This window comes from Terriglobia bacterium, assembly GCA_020072645.1.
GTDB lineage: Bacteria > Acidobacteriota > Terriglobia > Terriglobales > Acidobacteriaceae > Angelobacter.
Genome location: JAIQGK010000009.1, coordinates 238,852 through 257,988, shown reverse-complemented (window position 1 = coordinate 257,988; position 19,137 = coordinate 238,852). Strand labels below are relative to the sequence as shown.

Below are 19,137 nucleotides of genomic sequence, written 5' to 3'. Positions count from 1 at the left end.
AATTGCAGAAGAAACTGGAGCAGGAAGAACGCTTACGTAGCAGCCAGTTTTCCATCTGGACCACGCTGGGAAAGATGGGATTGCGTCTTAAAAAAAGTCGGTCTATGCCAAAGAACAAGACTCGCCGCGGATCCAGCAGCAGCGCCAGGCGTACCAGCAGAAAATAAGCCAGATCGAAGATTGGCAATGGGTGTTTGTCGATGAAACCTGGTTCAACACCCAGATGAGCCGCTACTGGGGATGGGCCGAAAAGGGAGAAAAGATCCCAGAAGCCATCCCTGCTGGCCATTGGCGCAGCTTCACGTTGCTGGGAGCCCTGAGCCAGTCCGGACTGCTGGCCACTATGACCCTTGAGGACTCCACCGACACCGATGTGTTTCTGACTTTTCTGGAGCAGGTCTTATGCCCCAAGCTGCAGCCCGGCCAGATCGTAGTCATGGACAATCTGAGCGCCCACAAAGCACCTGCCGTGAACTGATCCTACGAACCCTGAAGGCACGCACGGCTGAAGCACTGGACCCGGCCATCACTGAGGCTATTGCCGCTATCACTTCACAGGATGCCATGGGCTGGATACAGCATTGTGGATATCAGCACACTAAATGCTAAAACGGCATAGAGCCTGCAACTTGTAGCTTTACGTCTACGACGGTCACGCCACCTTGCTGCACCGGGATGCGGAGGACTATGCTGTGTTGAAAACCTTGGGCTTCAACCTGAAGCTGGTAGAAGCCGGTAGGCAGCCCGGTGAATTCATATGAGCCCACAGCATCGGTGGTTGCGGTATATGGCACACCGCCTTCAGAGGTGACAGTAACGTTGGCGTTCTGAATAACTGCGCCCTGAGGGTCGGTGACAGTACCGTGGATGGTTCCGTGCCCGCCCGCTACGGGCGGTTGGTTGGGAGTCGGCATAGCAGTGACACGTCTGGTGTCCTGCTCCGCTGTCACTCGGTTGAACTCAGCGACCATGATTCGAACTGGCTGGTCTGCTTTCTCGCCATCGCTCAGCACTTCAATGTAGGCGACCTTCTGCGTGACCGGAGTGACCTTGGTGATCGACCTGGGATCCTGGCCGTAGACAGTTTGGGTCTGGATGCTGATTTGGTCGGCATAGCGCGAACGCTCTGTGAAGGCGAAGTGATAAGGCCGGCCCCAGGGATCAATAAGTTGTTCGCGTGTCAGATTGGCTTCATCCAGGACCGTTTTGAATTCCTGGTCGTTCTGAGGGAAAACGCCGGTCTTGACGTAGTGCAAAGCCAACGCCTCTTCGATAGCCGTTGTCTCGTCAGCGAAATAATGGATGGAGGCGGACCATTCTTCTACGTCGTCCGAGAATTGTTGCCCCTTAGGAGCACCGAAGATGCCATCAGGGCCAGCACTTGTGACACGAGTGTTGTAGTAGGGTCCAGCAATCGAGAAAGTGAATCGATAGGGCCGGCCCCACGGATCGCGCAGTGCGTCGAGGTCGGTGCCTCGCTTTTTCATCTCAGCGCGCAATGTGGGATAGTCACGGATATATTTACCGGTCTCGCGCTGGTAAGCGAAGATTGCTCCGTTTATCAACTTGCCGATTGGGCGAAAGTAAGGCCAGCCCAGGGTGAGAACGGTAAAGTCGTCTTCTGTCCCGGGGCGTTTATTGGGCCCGCTACTGATCAGAGTGAGGACATCCTTCGGTCCGGAGACAGAAAACTCGGCACGATAGGAGACATCCCAGGGGTCCAGAGCTGTGTTGAAGTCCAGACCGTGAAATTTCAGTATCTCCTTCAATCCGTCCGCGTCACGAGCGTAGCGCTCCGTGTCCTTGTACTCCTTACGGAGAGCCTCAAAGATGGGATCTGTTGTGCCGGATATCACGCGCCGCAAGACCGATTTGCATTGCAAGCTGGTATAAGATCCGCTGCCGGTGAACTCGACGGTGCCTTCCGATTCATAGCGCCCGGTGTAAGCAAGGATGGCTTCAGCGACCAGGTCAAGGCCATCGGGAAAAGGCTTGGCGGAGTCCCAAGCGGCCAGGTCGCGGTAGGTGATTCCCGCGATGCCCTGACCATAGTACTCATCGAGAAAATCGTAAATGTCGAAGCCATACTCGCGGCCGAACTGCTGGTCGGTCCGCACGCGCTCGGCCACGGCGCGGTCGTATACCAGCACGCCCAACGCGCTCTCGACCGGAATGCCCTCGGGAGTGCGGACGCCCACATCAGCCGCAGCCTCTTCGCCCGGACGTAAGACGGCTTTGGCCATGCGCAACGCAAGCTGTAGCTCCTGCGGTCCCGGGAAAAGAACCTGACGTTCACCAACGAGATCGCTGTTCTTCTCTTCGCTTCCAGTGATAGCAAACGCGGTAACCTCAAACTGGCCATGAAACCGCGGATCGTAGGGAAAATTGATCTGCGCGCGGCCGTGGTTGAGGTGTACTACTTCGGACACGAGCAGGCCGCTGGCACCGGACAGATCAACGACAGCCTCCCACAGAGTGGTGTTCGAAAGAATCGAGACCGCGATGGGATCTTCGGCGCGATAGAGAGCAATGATCGGTCTTCACGCTCAGGAACGGCCGTCCCACTTCGAAACCTAGGTCCTCAACGTCGGTGCCGCGCTTGCCCTTGCGATCGGCAGCCTCGAGAAGCAGACACGTATTTCTTTGGTTTTCATATTCTGGCTTGTGATAAATGCGTGCCCACTTCGAGCTAGCCAACAGTTCGGGCGGCAAAGGTCGCAGCTTAACACGGCCCACGCCGAATTGGTTGGTGTGGAAGCTCGACAGCGTGACGCGTTTAGCGGCAGTCGCCTGCTCATCGCATTCGCCCTCGGCGTCAGGGAAAAAGCTCGCGATGTTGCCATCCACGGAGGCCGGCGTGCCGTCAGCGTACGAGCTCGTCACGTAGAGCACCAGGGGCGCCTCAGCAGACCCCGTACTTGAGTTCAGCACGTAGAGGTGGATCGGCAGTGCGCTCAAGCGAAGTTGGAAGCGACGCTGTTCGGTCCGTCCCGTGGAAAGATCCGTGACATACGCCGCCAGCTCAAGGTCCTGGAAGCGGCGCCATCGGTTAGGTCTGAAATTTTCAAATTCTTTCCTCAGGCTGACGTGGGCAATGAATTTCCCGGAAGCGTCGAACTGGCCTTCCACTGGCCCAGTCTCCTCACCCTCCCACTTCTGATCGCGGTAGTTCCACTCCCACTCGTTACGGCGAACCACGCGCACTTTGGCGTGCTGCACGGGTTTGCCGAATAAGTAGTCGGCACGCACTTCGACGTTGGCGTCGTGGCCGGGCAGAAAATAGGTCCGGTCGGGAGTGACCACCACAGAATAGGTGGGCAGGTCGTAGCGGCTAATGCGAATTTTCGCCTGCCGACTGTAATCTTCGTCGCGAACCGCAGCCGTGATGCGGTAGTCGCCCAAACGGAGCTTCTGCGGGATATCCCAGTCAGCGCTGGCGACGCCGAAGCGCGAGGTGGTGACAGCCTGGTGGAACTGCTCTTCGCTCTCTTCGTCCTCGATGGTCAGCTTGACCGGCGTATCGGCCAGAGCACGCTTGTTTGGGCCGAAGACAGTCACGCGCATGTGCGCGGTCTGACCCGGCTGGTACAAAGGCTTGTCCGTCGACAGCGTGACGCGATTGCGGTCCGGGAACTTGAAGTCAATATAGGTTTCTTCTTCGAACTGCCCGCGAGTGGCGGTGGCGTAGACCCTAACTTCGTTGCTCTCTACCGCGCTGGGCAAATTGAAAGTGGCGGTGCCATATCCGGCAGAATTGATCACGACCTTGCGCTTGACTGCCGCGTCGTCGTCAATGTCGAGTCTGACTTCGACAGACACTCCAGACATCGGGCGCCCATTCTCGGGATCATCCACGCGAATGCGTACCGGATACTTCGCACCCGGAACAACATGGCTGGAACCTGTCATGCGCAGCTCGAACATATCGCGCAGCGCCCTGCCCACCTGGATCGCGCCCCTGGCCGGTGCAACTCCTGGAGCATCGTCAGGACTGAACTCATAGCGCAGCCTGTACCAGACGAGGCGTGAAGGCTCATTGCTGGGAAGCTTGCTCGCCTCCATGGGATCCTTTTTACTGTAGTACCCGGCTCCTCCCGGAAAGTACCGGTCGTCCAAGTGGCAGAGTTGCCGTCACTGTCCAGAAATTCCAGGCGGAAGCGGCCTTCTAACGGCTTGCCCGCGTTGTTGACGACCGGCAATTCAAGCACCAGCGCGGGCAGAAGATGAATCCGTATATTGTTCTCGTCCAGCTTTAGCGACGGCTTTTCTGCAGCCCAGCCGACGCACGTGCATAGGAACAAAGCCAAAGCGAACCAGCCAGCACGTCCATAGCGTCTCCTGCTTCCGGGTAGTGACAGAGATTGTTACTATGGGACCTACGCGGTCCCTTGGTAGCGGGCTTCCGTTCCCCGCAGTCCCCCTTCGTTATGAACGTGCTTTGAAGCGGTTCTTGCGATGAGGCGATTCCCTTGAGCCATGGCACACCGTGCCTATGGTACCTGTACGCTGATCCAGATTCGGCCGTCTGCAGATAGAGAATCTTCTGGTCTCCGGCTTTCAAATCAGTGACTTACATATAATCAAAGGCTCCGGGTAAGTACTCGCAAGAAGTATCAAAAAGCCTGATTCGACATAGGGTTCTCGGAGTTCTGAATGTGACAATGGTCATCGGCCGAGTATTGGCACCATCAGATGATTGCTCTACCATTGAGCCAGGGATGTCACTCACATTAGAGAGAATCGAGGCACTCGCTCCTGACCAAGCTTCGCTTGGGGCTGCACGAAAGCTATTGAAGCCGGCGTCTTGGCCGACACTGGCGGAAGGCGAAGGGCTTGTTTGGGGCGAATGCCAGGGTTCTGGCGCGACTCCCTATCGCGTGGTTGTCAACGAGGCAGATGCAGGATACAAATGCACGTGTCCCAGCAGAAAATTTCCGTGCAAGCACGCGCTCGCGATTATGTGGATGCGAGCCGACAAGCCCTCCGCTTTCGCTCCGGCCACCGTTCCCGAATGGGTAAGAGACTGGCTCTTGCGCAGGCGCGGAAAATCGACAGCAGCGAGCAAGGCTGAGGATGAAGAGCAACAGCCTAAAACCAAGCCCTCGATCCGTCTCACCGAAATACCCGAAGCTGCAGCCAAGGCCGATCCGAAGGCGGAACAACGCGCTGCAGCGGCTCGCGAAAGAAACAAGTTGGAACGTGAGGCGGCGGTGCTGGCGGGCCTAGAAGATCTTGACACCTGGTTGTCAGATCAGGTTCAGCACGGGATGGCGAGTTTCGTCGTCCAGGCCGCTCAGGCGTGCCGAACGATCGCCCAAAGACTCGTCGACGCGAAAGCATCTGGCCTCGCGGGGCGACTCGATGGTCTGCCAACGAGACTCTTTACCTTACCCGGACCCGCGCGTCCCACAGCCGCGATCCGAGAGCTGGGACAAGTCCATTTGATCAGCGAGGCATACCGACGCGCGTCGGCGCTTCCCGAACTTCTAGCAGCGGACGCAAGACAGGCCGTCGGCTGGTCGGTGACACGAGAGGCGCTGCTCAGCGATTCGGAGGCGTTGCGAGTCGATGCAAAGTGGAGAGTCTTCGCCGTGCATTCCGAGGCACAACCAGACCGTCTGCGCAGAGTTGAGACGTGGCTCTGGCGCGAAAGCGATGCCGATAGCAGGCCTAGATATGCGGTGCTGATTGATTTCGTACCGATCTCTACAGGGGCCGCGACAGGCGGATACTCGGTTGGGGATAAAATCGAGGCTGAGTTAGCTTTCTACCGCTCCACCATTCCGCTCCGCGCACAAATAACTACACTCAAGAGAGGCGCGGAACAAAACAACGAGCCGCTCACTTTGCCGAACGAACCTCTCAGTGCGTCCTACTCCGGCTATGAGCGCGCGTTAGCTCAGCTTCCATGGCTCGGGACTCTGCCCCTAAGCTTTCGGTCGGCTAGTGTGCGTCGAAACGGAGAACAACTCTATCTTTGCGATGGCCAAAGCCAGTTGTCGCTGCCTCTGCATACATCGCAAGCGAGTCATGCTCTACCCCTTGCAAGTATCAATGGCATTGATGGAATCGGTTTGTGGAATGGATACGAGTTCACGTTAGGCTGGGCAGAGACGCCGCTCGGAAGGTGGTTGCGCGCGTGAACTTGGACACACTACACGCAAAGGTCTTGCCATCGCTGTTGGAAGGAACATCAAGGCACCCCCTGCCGGCCGAATTGATTCGTCCCTCGAATCCGAGTTCAGATGGCGAAATTGAACTACTCAGCCTCACGGCACAAGCACTGCGTTTTGAGCGTCCTTCGACACCGGGATCGTTGATCGTCGAACCGGAGATAAAGGATGATCGAGAGATTGTCGCCGATCGTCTGCGGCGTCCGCTGATTCGCTTGCTCACGGCAAAGAACGCTACCGAGCATCCAACGCGTGCTCTGGCGCGTGCCTTCGATCGACTGAGATTGCGTCCGCACCCATTTGATCTGCCCTTGATCGATGCTTTCGTTCGATCACATGCCGAGAAGCTTGGTCCAACAGCACAGCATTGGGCTGATAGGCAGAAACCAGATGCGGGGACACAAAGTTACTTCGATCCTGAGCTGCTCGATGAGAGCAACTGGGCACAAGCGACGCTTTCCCGCCGCGCAGCACATCTGGAGCAGCAGCGCCGAAATGACGCGGATGCCGCTCGTGCTCTGGTTGGGTCCACCTGGGCGCAAGAAGATGCAGATGCTCGCTACCGTCTGCTGCAAGTCTTCCAAACCGGCTTAAGCATGGCCGACCAGCCATTCCTGAGCACACTGGAGAAGGATCGAGCACCGCGGGTACGAGCGCTTGCAGCGAGATTCCTGGCGCGGCTCGGTGCAGGAAAAGACAATCCGGCTTTGGGCGCATGCCTGGAACGAATCAAGCAAGGCCACAGCGGGTTAATTCGGAGGCGCACCGCCCTGCAACTTGAGCTTCCCGCGAACGTAAAGGACCAGGCTGCATCGCGCTGGATACTCCAAACGTTTACCGACGTATCGTTCGCTGAATTGGCAGACGCGTTCAAAATCACAGAAAGAGAATTGATTGAAGCGGCCGCAAAAGACGAGCCTTTGCTTCTTGCATTGGCTTTCATTGCTACGAGCGAGCGCCGTCTTGATCTGCTCGAACTTGTGGTCGCAAACCTGCCAAATGCGTGGGAACGCATGATTGAAAGCGGATTCGACACGTTGGGTACGATGACAGAATCAGAACGCCAGCGGTGGGAAGAGATTATTGTGAATCCCTATCGAAAAGACCTGCCGGCGACCTACTTTCTTTGGGATTGGCTGCATCGGATCACGGACACAGAGGCCCCGCCTGCAGTAATGTCGATCGTCCTCCATGCGAAATTGTTGATGAAGCTCCCTGAGCAAGAGCTCGGGAGCGCCTACTGGCTGGAAATGATCGCATCGATATGTCCGGCGGCACAGCGACAGGAACTTCGCGAGCAACTCGCGGAGTTCGATCAATCACAAACCGTTACCCCCATAGCACTGCTTGATATCCTTGATGGAATGGAGAACAACCGGCCCCATGCCTAAACAAGCTTCTGCCCAACAAGCTTCTGACCGAATCCGACTGAGCGCCGAAGAAGTGTATGCGAAAGAGCTATCTGCACTAGCGGCTGGAGACAAGCTTACTCGGCCTGCGAACTGGCGACTTTCGCCCAAGGCGATCGTGACCTACATTCTTGGCGGCAAGGCGACGGACGGCACTCCCATTTCAGCAAAGTACATTGGCAATCGTCGCCTGATCGAAACCGCCGTTGCGACACTCGCGACAGACCGCGCTCTCTTGCTGTTGGGGTTACCGGGAACAGCAAAGTCATGGGTATCTGAACACCTGGCGGCGGCCATTTCGGGATCCTCCCAGCGCATGATTCAGTGCACTGCAGGAACAGATGAAAACCATGTTCGATATGGCTGGAACTACGCGCTGCTGCTGGCCAAAGGACCGTCCCGCGAAGCTCTCGTCAAAACTCCGTTGGCGCAGGCGATGGAGGAAGGAAGTATCGTTCGCCTCGAAGAACTCACGCGCATGGGTTCGGATGTACAAGACACTCTGATCACGATCCTTTCCGAAAAGATCATGCCTATCCCTGAACTCAACGATGCGATCGAAGCAAAACGCGGGTTCAACGTAATCGCGACAGCTAACAATCGTGACAAAGGCGTGAATGATCTGTCGTCTGCACTCAAACGCCGGTTCAACGTTGTTGTGCTCCCATCTCCCGCTACGTTGGAAGAGGAAACCGGTATCGTCGTTAAGCGCGTTCTTGAAATCGGGTCGAGTCTTGAGCTACCACCCATCCGTCCCGCTGATGAAGAGTTAGTCAGAGTCGTGACCCTGTTCCGCGAGTTACGTGATGGCAAGACTTTGAACGGAAAGACGAAGCTCAAATCTCCCAGCGGGTCGCTCTCAACAGCCGAGGCGATTTCTGTAGGTATAAGCGCATGGGCATCCGCAGCACACTTCGGAGATGGAGTTATCACGGCGGAAAGTCTTGCTCCAAACGTGGTCGGTGCGGTGGTGAAAGATCCTGTGCAAGACACCGTCGCCTTACAGGAGTATCTCGAAAGCGTCGTGCGGACGCGCGACGGTTGGTCGGATCTTTACTCGGCAATTCGTGAGGTTCTCTAGTCAACCGATGCCTGCTCAAGCCGAAGAACGCGTGCACATTCTCGGGATACGTCATCACGGTCCCGGATCTGCTGCCTTGTTGCGGAAAGCGCTGGATGTGCTCGACCCAGCATGTGTCCTGGTGGAAGGACCTCCGGAAGGAGATGAACTGATTCAGTACATCGCCGACCCCGACTTAAAGCCGCCGGTTGCCATGTTGATGCATGCCGCGGACGAAGCGAGCCTTGCCTCGTTCATGCCGTTTGCTGAGTTCTCCCCTGAATGGCAGGCGATTCAATGGGCTCTGAAACACGAACGCCCGGTGCGGTTCATTGATTGCCCTGCCGCCATCTCACTCGCGTTACAGAAAGCCGCGCGAGAAAACCAGGAAAACGAGCCGCCTCAGCCACGAGCAGACGCGCTCGATTTGCTGGCCAGTGCAGCCGGGTACGAAGGCGGCGAGACCTTTTGGAATGGCCTGATCGAACAACATGGGACCAGCGGGCGAGAAGCCATCTCGGTATTCACGGCCATCGAGACCGCAATGACAGAGGCTCGTGCGGAGGAAGGCTTGAACCCACAAGCGCCGGATGAGGTATCGCGCAACAATCAGCGCGAGGCCTTTATGCGCACGAACATACGTGCAGCGCTCAAAGAGTGTGATGGAAAGTTGGCGGTTGTGACCGGCGCCTGGCACATCAGCGGACTTCGACAAGGGAACGCGGCAGATGACCGCGCACTCATTACAGACTTGCCCCGCATAAAGGTCGAAGCCACATGGGTACCGTGGACGGACAGCCGGCTCAGCGCATTCTCCGGGTACCGAGCAGGAGTGATTTCCCCGGGATGGTATCGCCATCTCTGGGCGCTCTACACGCGGAAGAAGCCGCCCAGCGCAGAGGAGTTTGCTTCGGTATGGCAGTCGCGTACTGCGTTCAAGCTTCGCGAAGAAGGTTACACGGCGCCTACGGCTTCCGCCATTGAGGCGGCTCGCCTGGCCCTCGGACTAGCAGCAATTCGGGATCTCCCGATGCCGGGCCTTGCTGAAATGCGTGAAGCATCGCTGGCTGCAATGTGCGACGGCAATCCGGTTCCGCTGGCGATGTTGGAGCGCAAGCTGTACATCGGAGAACGCGTGGGCGAGATCGGCGAGCGCGCCCACAAAATCCCCTTGCACGCGACCTCGCTGATTGGCAACGAAAGACGCGCCTGAAGCCGCAAGATCTGGAGTTGGAAATCAAACTTGATCTGCGTTTCGAGGCAGGCCTGCTGAAGTCAACACTCCTGCACCGCCTGAACTTGATCAATGTTCCGTGGGGCAAACTCACTGATGCTCAAGCGGGTCGAGGCACGTTCCGCGAGGTATGGGTCATCGAATGGAACCCGTCATATTCAGTATCTTTGGCGGAGGCGCTGGTTTATGGAGTCACCATTGAACAGGCCGCAGCCAATGCAACGCTGAAGAAAGCACGGGAAACAACTTCGATCACAGAGCTTGCTGTTCTCATCCAGAGCGCTCTTGTCGCGGACCTCCCAGAAACGGCGACTTCGTGCATTGAGCAACTTCAGGCCGTGGCCGTTAACTCCAGCGATATCACCGACCTGATGAACGCGGTCTCTCCTCTGGTGCGGGTGCTCCGCTACGGCACTGCGCGCCGGCTCCCTGAGGATGCGCTTCGCTCGTTGATCCTGTCGATCAGCGTGGAGATCAATGCCGGCGTTCGAATGGGATCGCGCGGGTTGGATGAAGAGACCACGGCCGCACGCATGGCTGCCATGGAAGCCTACGATGAGGCATTACGCCTATTGGGCGATGACGCGCTGACCTCTTTGTGGCGAACCGAGTTAGGCAGGATCGTGGGTGATGACCAGGTCACGTCGTCGATTGCTGGCCTCAGTCTTCGTCGTCTGCACGACGTGCGTGCCTGGGAGATGGAAACAGTCGCAACCGAGTTTGCGCGCCACACGGGCCCTCGTGAACCAAAGGAGTCGGGGGCTTTTCTTGAAGGCTTCTTACGAGGCGGATCGGAGGTGCTCCTGCAAGACGAGCTGCTATTGCAGCTCCTTGACGCATGGCTCTGCGAGCTCAGTGAAACGGACTTCACTGATTCTCTTCCACTCCTGCGCCGAAGTATGTCGGGCTTTGATGCAGTGGCGCGTCGCCGAGTGCTTGAGAAAGTTCAGCGCGGACGTCAACAACACCCATCCGCAGTGTCGCACATCGAAACTGAATCGAGCCCCGCTTTTGAAGCGGCCCTACCACTGCTCTATAAGATCCTCGGCCTTGGAGAGCCCGCATGATCTCTCAGAAAGAACGGTGGCGTCGCTGGCAACTCGCGCTTGGTATTGATCAGGAGCAGAACGAGCTATCAGACCGTGACAGGCGTCTCAATGCCGCTCTCTCGGCACTGTACGACAGCGGCAACGAGAAGCGCAGAGGTGGACTAGGCGCGTCTTCTCCGCGTGTAGCGAAATGGCTTGGAGATATCCGCGAGTTCTTCCCAACTCCGGTCGTGCAAATTGTCCAAAAGGATGCATTCGAGCGATTGAACTTGAAGGCTCTGATGCTCGAACCGGAATTCCTTTCGACCCTGGAGGCCGACGTCCATCTTGTCGCCGACCTCATCGCATTACGCGCTGCGATTCCAGGCAAGACTCTTGAAACCGCCCGACAGGTAGTGCGCAAAGTTGTGGACGACCTTATGCGCCGGCTCGAGCACAACACCCGCGAGACACTGAGAGGCGCACTCAACCGCTCTCAGCGTACTCGTAGACCTCGTCACGCCGACATCGATTGGCCGCGGACCATCAAGGCAAACCTGCGTCATTACCAACCGGAACATCGTACGATCGTTCCAGAGACGCTCGTTGGACACTCGCGGCACACGAAAACCCGCGCTGAACTCAACCACGTTATTTTGTGCGTCGACCAGTCTGGATCGATGGCGACCTCGGTTGTATATTCGTCCATTTTCGCTGCCGTCATGGCCTCGATCCCTGGACTTCCCACGAAGCTCGTCTGCTTCGATACATCCATCGTGGACCTAACCGATCAGCTCGCGGACCCCGTTGAGGTGCTCTTTGGAGTCCAACTCGGCGGTGGTACCGATATCAACTCAGCGCTCGCGTATTGTGAAAAGCAGGTTGAGGTCCCATCGAAGACTCATCTTGTCCTCATAACAGACCTATATGAAGGAGGCGATGCCAACTCGATGCTTGCCCGTGTGGCCGCTATCAAGCAGAGCGGTGTAAACCTCATCGTACTGCTCGCGCTTTCCGATTCAGGCCATCCCAGCTACGAAGCAAAACACGCCGAAGCAGTCGCGACCCTTGGGTGTCCGGTGTTCGCCTGCACTCCAGATCAGTTTTCCTCGATGATGGCGGCCGCGCTCACTAGAAAGGATTTACAGAGTTGGGCAGCTGAAGCAGACATTGCTCTTATCCGTGGGTCTTGAGCCCTAATGTTCGTTGATGCGCAGGAGAATTTGCGGCCAATGGATGAATGGCGACCAGCTACGGTCGAGGAGGGTAAGAAAATCGTGCGCAACCAGGACGAATTACCGCTTTGCGCTCAACGCCTGGATTGAAGGACGAGAATGCGCAGGAAATGTTGGCCCGGCCACTCCAATCGACTAGCTGACGTAAAATTGCTATTTCACACATGACTGTTGCAATTGTTCGTGTTTACGTGATTTCCGAGTAAGGGACATGTCGTTCATCCTAATTGCGAAAAACGGCGAAGAGATCAAGATCAACGCTTGGAACTGGCGTCCCGCGCTTGAGCTTCTGCGCGATGCCGAGATCATAGACAATGACCTCTTCGAGCGCATGGGAACGTATGGTTGCAAGGCCGAAGTGGATGCTGACACGGCCAGTCGAATTGGGGATTACATTGGAACTCGAGCGCTTGCGATGAAACCGGAACAGGGTGTCCTGGCGGATTTGACGGTCACAGATAGACCGAAAAAGACGCTGATTATCACCCCAGACACGAAGATCGATCAGATTGACGCGATTGATGTCTATTCGGCGAGCTACGAATGGCTTGTCACATTCTGTGATTTCAGCAGGACCTCCGGAGGCTTTGAAATGTTATAGAGACCGGCCGCGAAACTTGCATCGGTGACATAAAATCGCATTCTCAAGATCCTGAAAGGAACGACTCGTGGCACTTTATCCAGCACCCTATTCAGTCGTGCTCCATCGCACAAGAACGCCGTCGGCGAGTTGGACCAGTTCTCGCGCGCCCAAGTGGTGATGCATCGGCTGGAAGTTTTCTAAGTATCCGGTTCGCGAGCCGGTTTCCAGTTCCCACCTGGAAAGCCCGGTTTTGCCTGCCGAGTAAAGCCACTTACCGTCGCTGAAGAATTTGCCTGCCGGCGCGGCGAATGCTGTGATTTCTCTGGCCCACTGCCAATCGGAACGCCAGCGACGGCCAGCCCTCCCGGTCGAAGTTATGTCGAAAATCCTGGCGCCGTCGACGATTTCCGCGTCGTCATCTCCGATGCCTCCTATCGGAACCCTATTTTCATCGAGCCAAGCTATGCCGTGGTCCCAGTAATACTCACGAGCGCACACTATGTCACGGTGCAGGAGGGTGAAGGACAAGCAAGATTTGAGCCAGTTGCCGACCAAGCGCGGGTCGTCAAACAGATTTTTTCTTGGATCGCGCAAGACCGCAGCAGTTTCTCAGAAGTTTGCCATCGGCTTGAGAAAGCTGGTCAACTGACTGCTACCGGGAAGCGAACCTGGTCGTGGCAGGCTGTGTGGCACGTTCTGCAGAACCCAGCTTATCAGGGTCAGGCAGCATACGGGAAAACGCACATGACATCACGTGGAAAGGAGGCGGCCTGCGGGCAGCGCGTGGGCGCCCGTCGCAACCCCGGCGAAGCAATAGGCCAGTGGATACGGACCCAAAAGACTGGATATACGTCCCTGTTCCACCCTTGATCGACCCAGAGCTGTTTCGCGCGGCATACGCACAATTAGCGGAAAATCGGAGCCGTGCGCGACAAGGGCGGCGCAGGCCCGGCTACCTGTTGCAGGGCCTTACCTGCTGCGCCAAATGCGGATACGCATACTACGGGAAGACGATTCGCCAACTAGGCGCAGGTCGCTAGATGAAAGACTTCATTTATTACCGATGCAGCGGGTCCGACGGCTATAGGTTTGGCGGCGAAGCGATTTGCCCTAACAAACAAGTCCAGGGAAAGTTTCTGGAAACAGCCGTGTGGTAACAGCTCTGCGAATTGCTGAGAAGCCCTCGAACGTTGCAGCATGAGTATGAGAGCCGCCGCAGTGCGGAAGGTTCCTTGGAACGCATCGAGAATTTCAAAGCGCAACGCTGAAACTGCAGCATGCAATGGAGCGGTTGATCGACGGCTTCACTGAGAGTCTGATTGGCAAGGAACAGTTCGCTCTACGGATGGATAGAACTAGGCGCAGGATCTCCGACCTCGATGTCAAAATCAGGGCTGATACCGGGGAGGTTGGGCATTTAGAGAGCGTTCGATTGGCGATGAAACGCCTGCATGACTTGTCAGCAGCCATTGGTCACGATCTCTTTAACGCTGGTTGGCAGCGTAAAAGGGAGATCATCAGAACACTTGTACAACGGATTGAAATAGACACAGATGTCATTAAGCTCATTTTCCGCTTAACCCAAGAATGCCAGAGGCTCGGATGATGACTCGGTCGTGATCACGTTGCAGCGACTGTAATTGCTGCAGATAATCGCAGCACTTGTGTTTTCTGACAAAACATGGAAGATCTTCGTGTCAAACGGAGGCATCGATCTCACGCGCGACTATGCAACATTATCACCGGCGTGAAATCGCCGCTGAAAGCCATGTTGGAGCAAACGAAGACACGCAGGCCGGCAGTGAGTCCCAGACGAATTGACTTGTCGTGGGAGTCGCGAATGCCGATGGAGAACCGGTTATGCCGCGCGCGGCATAACCGGTTGAATGCCGATTCCCGGATTATGCCGACTGCCATTCTTGATGCTGCGATTGGGAGGGGCTCGACTCGCATCCTGAATCGGCATAATCAGAGGCCTTCCAGAAATGCAAGAAGTTGATCGTTGGGTCGGTATCGCACAAGCTTGATTCCCAGCGGCGGAATGCGCGAGAGTGCCTTCTCCTTCAAACGCATGTCCGCGTGGAGATACATCTGTGTTGTTCCACCGACTCGTGCCCCAGCCAGAGTGCGATCACAGAGCGGTCCACGCCGTGGTAGAGGAGATCCATGGCGGCACTATGCCGGAGGACATGCGGAGAAACGTTCTTCCGTTTAAGTGTGGGGCAGGTTTGTGCCACAAGATTCGTGTACTTCGCGATGAGACGCTCGACCGCATCCCGACTCAGTTTGCCACTACGGATGCTGGCAAAGACCGGGTCCTCGGGACGGCCTCGGCCTTCGCGCAGCCAGGCATCCAACATCCGCGCCGTTTCTGGAAGAAGCGTGTGCAACGCTGTTTTCGGCCTTTTCCGAGGCAGCGGACATGGGCTCCGGTGCCAAGCACAACATCTTGGCAGTTCAATCTGGTCAACTCGGAAACCCGCAGTCCGGTCTGAGCTGCGACTAAGAGCAGGGTCCGGTCCCGGCGCCCGATCCAAGTAGAAGGATTCGTCATGGCAAGTAAGGCATCGACTTCTTCCCGGCTGAGAAACTCGATTGGCCGCCGCTCGTAACGTTTGTTGGGTATGGCCAGGATGCGCTGGCAATGGCGTGCGCAGGCTCCTCTAAAGCCACATAGCGGAAGAAGGAGTGGATTGCTCCCAGCCGCACATTCCGAGTACGAGCGCTGTTTTTCCGCGTACGTTCCAGATGTTCAAGAAAAAGACCAATGAAAGGGGCATCGAGATTTTCGATGCGGAGTTGGGAAGGCATTTTCCCGAGTCGTTCTTTAGCAAACTGGAGAAGCAGACGGAAGCAATCGCGATATCCCGCGATGGTGTGTGGACTCGCCTGCTGTTGCCGAAGTAGACGATCGGTAGAGAAAGATTGAAGAAGACTGGGGAAGGCGGCGGCAATCACCGTGGCACCTCCCGTGGGATCAGCCGCTCGGTAGCCAACTGAAGAAGCTCAGACTGCTTCGAGATACCAGTAGGTATCGTTCACGTGAACGAGCCCGAGATAGGTGCTCAGCTTGGGCAGTTTCCGTTCCACATCGAGGCCGGCGCGATACCACTGGATCAAAGTGCGTGTGGCGAATCGATGTCGCAGGTCATGGAGCCGTGGACCACTGCCGTGATGCTTGGCTGGTAGACGCAGGCCGACGCGCTGCGATACCTTGGCAAAGTTGTATTGCGCTGTTTTAGCGGGAATGCGTCTGCCGCGCTCGGAGAGGAAAAACGCTGGTGTGGATGTCGCGGAAAAGAGGAGATCTCGGGCTTCTGCGTATTTCCTCAGGGTTACAACGGTGGTCGGATGAACCGGCACATAACGCGATTTTCTGAACTTCGTCCGCCGGATGTGAAGGATTCCACGATCGAGGTCGACATCGGGCCAGGTCCAGACTAAGGGCCTCGTTGATCCGGATTCCGCTGGCCACCAACAGGCCGAAAAGAGCTGTAAACGTACGGGCTCGGAGCCCCTTGGACGAGGGGAGTTGCTGGGTTTGCCGAAGGATTGCTTATATTTCTTCATCGCTATAAATATGAGGCGGCTTACGTCGGCGTCGGAATGGGAGGAGGCCGGCGGAGGGAATCTCGGTGCGGGGATCTATAGCGCTATACCAGATCGCGAAGCGTCGCACCATGCCCAAACGCGAGGCCCAGCGAAAAGGATCTACCCCTGTGGGCTGAGTCGCCCAACGAAGCGCCGGCGTCGTGGTGATGCGTGATGCGCGTTCGGTTCGCAGAAACGCGACAAACTTTCGCAGCAAGCTCGCGGGTTGCCGGAGCTGGGACCCGAGGCTGCGGCGGATGCCGATGTAATCTTCCAATGCGCGTTCCAGCCGGTTCATTGTTCGCCTCCCGCCGGCCAGGGGTGAGCCAGTGAGCGCAAACCATTGAAGTCAACCTTGGCATATATCTCCGTTGTACCCAGGTTTCGATGGCGAAGGACCTCGCCAATCTCTCCCATCGTCGCCCCTGAACGGAGCATCGCGGTCGAAAGGCTATGACGAAATATGTGAGCACCCTTAGAAGGAGGATGCAGGTTTGCACGCTCGATCGCGGAACGAACAATCGTCGGCAATGTCGCACAAGCGGCGAATCCACGGTGTGGGGCATTCATGCGAACGAATACCCGTCGTGATTGGCATGCTGGCCGGTCCCGGCGCAGATAGGATGCCAGAGCCTTGGCCCACATCGTTCGGCAGCGGCATCCGATCGTGACGCAGCCCTTTACCGCCGATCAGGATTTCACCAGCCCTCCAGTCAATGTCATCGAGCTGAAGGGAGACGACCTCGCCGGCGCGAAGGCCGAGACGGGCAAGCATAATAAGGATGACGTAGTCACGCCGGCCACTAGCAGTTCGGCGGTTGCAGGCTCCTAACACACGCTGAACTTCTTCCGGAGTCAGGTGCTTGGGCACGGTGGCCTGTCGCCAATCCGGCACTGATGGTACTGAAGCCGCTAAATCCGTCCCGATTTCTCCTTTCTGAAGCAGGAAACGGAAGAAAGAGCGGAAAGCCGTTGTCATCAGCTGTGCTCTCTTGATGCTGAGGCTCCGGCAATGCCGTAGAACAAAATCGAAAATGTCTCGGGCTCTTAACGCCTCGAGAACCAGTGGGCTTCGTTGGAATCGCTCGACAAGAAACTTCCGCGCATAGGACTGATATTCCCGGATCGTGACGGGGATAACAACTCGATCGTGTGGTTTGAACTGTTGAGAACTGAAAAGCCAAGCACCGTCTGGTGATCTCGTTCCGTGGATGCTCCTACGGCCGCAAGTAGAGCTAAAGAAAATGCGTGAGAACTGATGAGAGAGCGGCTCCTAAAAAATTTCCGCTTAACAAAATAAATTCGCTACTTCACTTTATTCGTTTCTTCAAAACGCTTCGCTATTTTGTTGCGTCCGCTCTTGCTGCGCGACTATAAAGCTAGAGACGGGCCACGCCAGTGCTATGAACACCGGCGCGCCCTGACCACAAATCACCTTCACTAGAAAGGCGACCTATGGCTGCCCCTGATTTTAGCAGTGTCCCTAATTCCAGCGGTGTATCCAAACCGCACGTCTACGATCTCCTTAACCGTCTTAACGCAGCATACGCCCGCGTCCACCGCAACATGGAAGCGTTGGAGCAGGTCGGCATTTTTGATCCGCTCATGATGCAGTCCCTCAACCGCCAGCATGAGAAGCTTCGCGCAGGCGCCAATTACCATCTGCTTGGGGCCATGCGCCGCATTGAAGAACGCGACCGCGAGCGATTCTCACAGCCACCGAATGAGGAAATCCCAAACCCCTAAACAACACGACCCGCCGCGAGGCGGGTTTGTTGTTTTGCTGGAAAGCGGATCGCTGCTGCTACTCGTTTACCAACTTCCAAGTTGCATCAGGATCGTATTCCTTGATCTCGGGTGCGACCTTTGCCGTGTCTGCACCGAGATTTTTCTGGTAGACGCGTCCCTGCTGATTCACGATGAAAGTCATTACACCCGAGCTGCCCCATTTGTCGGGATAGGCAATCAAAGCGTAGCCGGCAATCATGTTTCCGTTGATGACGTAGTCATATTTTCCGCCGGGCGCGTGCGGGCCCTGGCTCTTGATAATCCTGAAATAGTATCCGTGATAAGGAGTACGCTGGCGGGGAGCGGCTTTCTCTTTCTCTGTAGTGGCGGCAGCTCTAGGCTTGCCGGTGTTTGTGTAACCTTCAAGACGCGCAGCCGCGACCAGCTCGCCCATGGGGCTGGGCTTCTCGCCTTCAACGGTTTCCCAGTAGAGCCCATCTTTTTGTCCGGGAGAGCTGGCAAATTTCTGCGCATATTCGGCTACGCCATCATTATCGTGATCGCGCTCAGTGAAATATTCCCACTGCGCCAGCACGTAGGCGCGGCAGGTGGCGATAGCGGAGAGTTCGTTTTCTCCGATGCGCCGATTTAGTATTTCTTCAGTACCGGCTGCGGTGTCAAAGCGCCACTTATCGCCTTGCTTGACGATTGGAATGGGAAACGGCCAGTTATCCGCGCCAACGGTGAGCGTGACCTTGTCTCCGTCGGGCGCAGGCTCAAGCTTGGCAGACTGATCAAGAGCGGCGACGAACTGGTCCAGTTCGCGATTGTCCTGGACAGGATCACCGGAGAGCAGCTTGTCATTTCCCGGCCCAAATATCTCTCCCAACGCTGCGCGGTCTTTGGCTTTGACCGCGTCCACCAGGGCTTGTTTGGCATCTTCAGGACTGGCGAACAGGCTCTGCTTGCTTTCCGCGTAGTTTGCGGCGATGGCCGGCAAAGCTGTAGCCATCAGCAGAACAAGACCGAGAAAAAATAATGAATATAAATTTGCGGAGCGTGAGACAGTTAGTTGTTTCTCCATCATAAGTGCAGC

The 19,137-nt window shown here is 56.5% G+C and carries 17 protein-coding genes and 3 pseudogenes; 10 read left to right on the top strand and 10 right to left on the bottom strand.

Going from position 1 to position 19,137, the window contains the following annotated elements:
- Positions 1-187: hypothetical protein (locus LAO76_14570; protein ID MBZ5492151.1), on the bottom strand; the 187-nt coding region annotated here is incomplete at its 3' end.
- Positions 188-190: 3 nt separating this feature from the next.
- Between LAO76_14570 and LAO76_14565 the strand changes: the two genes are divergently transcribed.
- Complete coding sequence (locus LAO76_14565) at positions 191-478, top strand: transposase (protein ID MBZ5492150.1); 288 nt, start codon at positions 191-193, stop codon at positions 476-478.
- A gap of 127 nt (positions 479-605) precedes the next feature.
- On the opposite strand, the gene LAO76_14560 is transcribed toward LAO76_14565, so the two are convergent.
- Both LAO76_14560 and LAO76_14555 read right to left on the bottom strand, forming a co-directional pair.
- The gene (locus LAO76_14560) at positions 606-2,429 is read right to left on the bottom strand and encodes a carboxypeptidase-like regulatory domain-containing protein (GenBank protein MBZ5492149.1); all 1,824 of its coding nucleotides are present in this window, start codon (positions 2,427-2,429) and stop codon (positions 606-608) included.
- Between the two features lie 25 nt (positions 2,430-2,454).
- Complete coding sequence (locus LAO76_14555) at positions 2,455-4,062, bottom strand: hypothetical protein (protein MBZ5492148.1); 1,608 nt, start codon at positions 4,060-4,062, stop codon at positions 2,455-2,457.
- 656 nt (positions 4,063-4,718) lie between these two features.
- Here LAO76_14555 and LAO76_14550 point away from each other — a divergent pair.
- The 6 genes and pseudogenes from LAO76_14550 (at position 4,719) to LAO76_14525 (ending at position 12,740) form a co-directional block, all read left to right on the top strand.
- Entirely contained in the window at positions 4,719-6,143 is a 1,425-nt protein-coding gene (locus tag LAO76_14550; protein MBZ5492147.1) for an SWIM zinc finger domain-containing protein, read from the top strand.
- Positions 6,140-7,564 carry a DUF5691 domain-containing protein gene (locus LAO76_14545; GenBank protein ID MBZ5492146.1) on the top strand — a complete coding sequence of 475 codons (1,425 nt, stop codon included), beginning with the start codon at positions 6,140-6,142 and terminating at the stop codon, positions 7,562-7,564. The genes LAO76_14550 and LAO76_14545 overlap by 4 nt, the downstream gene beginning before the upstream one ends.
- On the top strand, positions 7,557-8,663 hold the full coding sequence (locus LAO76_14540) for an AAA family ATPase (protein MBZ5492145.1): 1,107 nt from the start codon (positions 7,557-7,559) through the stop codon (positions 8,661-8,663). Before LAO76_14545 ends, LAO76_14540 begins: the two co-directional genes overlap by 8 nt.
- A gap of 7 nt (positions 8,664-8,670) precedes the next feature.
- Positions 8,671-10,943 (top strand): annotated as a pseudogene (locus LAO76_14535) (DUF5682 family protein).
- A complete protein-coding gene (locus LAO76_14530; protein MBZ5492144.1) occupies positions 10,940-12,097 on the top strand; it encodes a VWA domain-containing protein in 1,158 nt (385 codons plus the stop codon). The pseudogene LAO76_14535 and the gene LAO76_14530 overlap by 4 nt, the downstream one beginning before the upstream one ends.
- A gap of 253 nt (positions 12,098-12,350) precedes the next feature.
- A complete protein-coding gene (locus LAO76_14525; GenBank protein ID MBZ5492143.1) occupies positions 12,351-12,740 on the top strand; it encodes a hypothetical protein in 390 nt (129 codons plus the stop codon).
- 87 nt (positions 12,741-12,827) lie between these two features.
- Here the strand turns inward: LAO76_14525 and LAO76_14520 are convergent, their stop codons facing one another.
- Positions 12,828-13,250: a hypothetical protein gene (locus LAO76_14520; GenBank protein ID MBZ5492142.1), complete on the bottom strand. Its 423-nt coding sequence runs from the start codon at positions 13,248-13,250 to the stop codon at positions 12,828-12,830.
- Here LAO76_14520 and LAO76_14515 point away from each other — a divergent pair.
- A complete protein-coding gene (locus LAO76_14515; GenBank protein MBZ5492141.1) occupies positions 13,191-13,592 on the top strand; it encodes a recombinase family protein in 402 nt (133 codons plus the stop codon). The genes LAO76_14520 and LAO76_14515 overlap by 60 nt on opposite strands.
- Before the next feature lie 412 nt (positions 13,593-14,004).
- A complete protein-coding gene (locus tag LAO76_14510) occupies positions 14,005-14,328 on the top strand; it encodes a hypothetical protein (GenBank protein MBZ5492140.1) in 324 nt (107 codons plus the stop codon).
- Positions 14,329-14,438: 110 nt separating this feature from the next.
- On the opposite strand, the gene LAO76_14505 is transcribed toward LAO76_14510, so the two are convergent.
- From LAO76_14505 to LAO76_14485, 5 genes and pseudogenes are all read right to left on the bottom strand, one after another.
- Positions 14,439-14,639: a hypothetical protein gene (locus LAO76_14505; GenBank protein MBZ5492139.1), complete on the bottom strand. Its 201-nt coding sequence runs from the start codon at positions 14,637-14,639 to the stop codon at positions 14,439-14,441.
- Between the two features lie 51 nt (positions 14,640-14,690).
- A pseudogene (locus LAO76_14500) lies at positions 14,691-15,680 on the bottom strand (site-specific integrase).
- Positions 15,677-16,611 (bottom strand): annotated as a pseudogene (locus LAO76_14495) (tyrosine-type recombinase/integrase). Before LAO76_14495 ends, LAO76_14500 begins: the two co-directional pseudogenes overlap by 4 nt.
- The gene (locus LAO76_14490) at positions 16,608-16,844 is read right to left on the bottom strand and encodes a tyrosine-type recombinase/integrase (GenBank protein ID MBZ5492138.1); all 237 of its coding nucleotides are present in this window, start codon (positions 16,842-16,844) and stop codon (positions 16,608-16,610) included. Before LAO76_14490 ends, LAO76_14495 begins: the two are co-directional and overlap by 4 nt.
- Positions 16,789-17,292: a tyrosine-type recombinase/integrase gene (locus tag LAO76_14485; GenBank protein MBZ5492137.1), complete on the bottom strand. Its 504-nt coding sequence runs from the start codon at positions 17,290-17,292 to the stop codon at positions 16,789-16,791. Before LAO76_14485 ends, LAO76_14490 begins: the two co-directional genes overlap by 56 nt.
- A gap of 476 nt (positions 17,293-17,768) precedes the next feature.
- Between LAO76_14485 and LAO76_14480 the strand changes: the two genes are divergently transcribed.
- The gene (locus tag LAO76_14480; protein ID MBZ5492136.1) at positions 17,769-18,059 is read left to right on the top strand and encodes a hypothetical protein; all 291 of its coding nucleotides are present in this window, start codon (positions 17,769-17,771) and stop codon (positions 18,057-18,059) included.
- 58 nt (positions 18,060-18,117) lie between these two features.
- Here the strand turns inward: LAO76_14480 and LAO76_14475 are convergent, their stop codons facing one another.
- Entirely contained in the window at positions 18,118-19,125 is a 1,008-nt protein-coding gene (locus LAO76_14475) for a DUF2950 domain-containing protein (GenBank protein MBZ5492135.1), read from the bottom strand.
- Between the last annotated feature and the right edge of the window lie 12 nt (positions 19,126-19,137).